Annotated in this window: 2 protein-coding genes and 1 pseudogene; all 3 read left to right on the top strand. The window is 62.3% G+C overall.

What is annotated here, in order from left to right; translation table 11 throughout:
* Positions 1-230: pseudogene (locus DOU50_RS00410) on the top strand (ABC transporter permease); the annotation flags it as partial.
* 8 nt (positions 231-238) lie between these two features.
* Positions 239-1,372 carry a Gfo/Idh/MocA family protein gene (locus tag DOU50_RS00405; protein WP_148768481.1) on the top strand — a complete coding sequence of 378 codons (1,134 nt, stop codon included), beginning with the start codon at positions 239-241 and terminating at the stop codon, positions 1,370-1,372.
* A 12-nt stretch (positions 1,373-1,384) separates the two neighbouring features.
* On the top strand, positions 1,385-1,945 hold a 561-nt coding region (locus tag DOU50_RS00400), incomplete at its 3' end, for a PfkB family carbohydrate kinase (protein WP_228117488.1).

Here is a 1,945-nt window from a genome sequence, read left to right as displayed (position 1 = left end):
CCTTTGAACTGCGCGTCATTGCCTCGGTGGTGATTGGCGGCACCTCGCTGATGGGCGGCTACGGGCGCATCGGCGGCACCATTATCGGCTCCATCATCATGGGGATTCTGATTAACGGCCTGGTGCTGATGAACGTCTCGGCCTACTACCAGCAGATTATCACCGGATTAATTATCGTTCTGGCGGTGGCGTTTGATACCTACGCCAAGAGCCGTCGCGGCGCACTGTGAGGATCACGATGAAAGAGGTTCGTATTGGATTGATTGGTTCCGGGTATATCGGCAAGGCGCACGCTATCGCCTATGCCCAGGCCCCGACGGTGTTCAACCTGCGCGGCAGGCTGGTGCGCGAGATGGTGGCGGAAGTCACGCCGGAGCTGGCGGCAGCGCGTGCGCAGGCGTTTGGCTTCAACCGCTCCACCGGCGACTGGCGGGCGCTGGTGGCCGACCCGGCGATTGACGTGGTGGATATTTGCTCACCCAACCATCTGCATAAGGAGATGGCGCTGGAGGCGATCCGCCACGGCAAGCACGTCTACTCGGAGAAGCCGCTGGCGCTTAACGCCCACGACGCCCGCGAGATGGTCGACGCCGCGAAGCGGGCCGGGGTGAAAACGCTGGTGGGCTTCAACTACATGAAAAACCCGACGGCGCAGCTGGCGAAGGAGATTATCGCCCGCGGCGAGATTGGCGAGGTGATCCACTTCTACGGCACCCACAACGAAGACTATATGGCCGACCCGCGCTCGCCCATTCACTGGCACTGCTTTAAAGAGACCGCCGGGCTGGGGGCGCTGGGCGACCTCGCGGCGCATATCGTCAATATGGCCCAGTACCTGGTCGGGGAGATTGAGCAGGTCTGCGGCGACCTGAAGATCGTGGTCCCGGAGCGCCCGGCGAAGGCCGGCTCGTCGGACATGGTTGCCGTCGAAAACGAGGATCAGGCCCACGCGATGGTGCGCTTCGCGGGCGGGGCGCAGGGCGTGATTGAAACCTCCCGCGTTGCCTGCGGCCGCAAGATGGGGCTGTCGTACGTCATTACCGGCACGAAAGGCGCCATCAGCTTCACCCAGGAGCGCATGGCGGAGCTGAAGCTCTATCTGCATGACGATCCGGTAAACCGTCAGGGGTTCCGCACCTTACTCGTCGGCCCTGCGCACCCGGACTACGCCGCGTTCTGCATGGGCGCAGGCCACGGGATTGGCTTTAACGATCAAAAAACGGTGGAGGTGCGCGACCTGGTGGACGGGATTGCCGCCGACGCGCCGATGTGGCCGGACTTCGAAGAGGGCTGGAAGGTGTCGCGCGTGCTGGACGCGATTGCGCTCTCGCACCGGGAAGGCCGCTGGCTGAACGTGAACGACATTGTCTGATGAGGTATCAACGTGGAAAAGCAGTTTGATGTGATATGCATGGGCCGCGTGGCGGTAGACCTCTACAGCCAGCAGATTGGTGCCCGTCTGGAGGACGCGTCGAGCTTCGCCAAATATCTCGGCGGGTCGTCGGGCAACGTGGCGTACGGCACCGCGCGTCAGGGTTTACGTTCGTCGATGCTGGCGCGCGTCGGCGATGAACATATGGGCCGCTTCCTGCGCGAAGAGCTCAACCAGGTGGGCTGCGATACCAGCCATCTGATCACCGATAAAGACCGCCTCACGGCGCTGGTGCTACTCGGCATTAAAGACCGGGACACCTTTCCTCTTATTTTTTATCGCGATAACTGCGCGGATATGGCCATTACCGCCAGCGATGTGGACGAAAGCTACATTGCCTCCGCACGTTGTCTTGCCATCACCGGGACTCACCTTTCTCATCCTCAGACCCGCGAGGCGGTGCTGACGGCGCTGGGCTATGCTCGCCGTCACGGCGTGCGCACGGTGCTGGACATCGACTACCGTCCGGTGCTGTGGGGGCTGACCTCCTTAGGCGACGGTGAAACGCGCTTT

Origin of the sequence: Enterobacter sp. C6 (assembly GCF_008122455.1) — a bacterium.
In the GTDB taxonomy this organism is placed as follows: domain Bacteria; phylum Pseudomonadota; class Gammaproteobacteria; order Enterobacterales; family Enterobacteriaceae; genus Enterobacter; species Enterobacter pseudoroggenkampii.
The sequence above is the reverse complement of the archived record's forward strand: the minus strand, read 5'-3'. Positions and strand labels throughout refer to the sequence as shown.

Bases quoted from the DNA above. Each gene is read 5' to 3' on its own strand.
- DOU50_RS00405 (WP_148768481.1), top strand. From the start codon at position 239: ATGAAAGAGGTTCGTATTGGATTGATTGGTTCCGGGTATATCGGCAAG.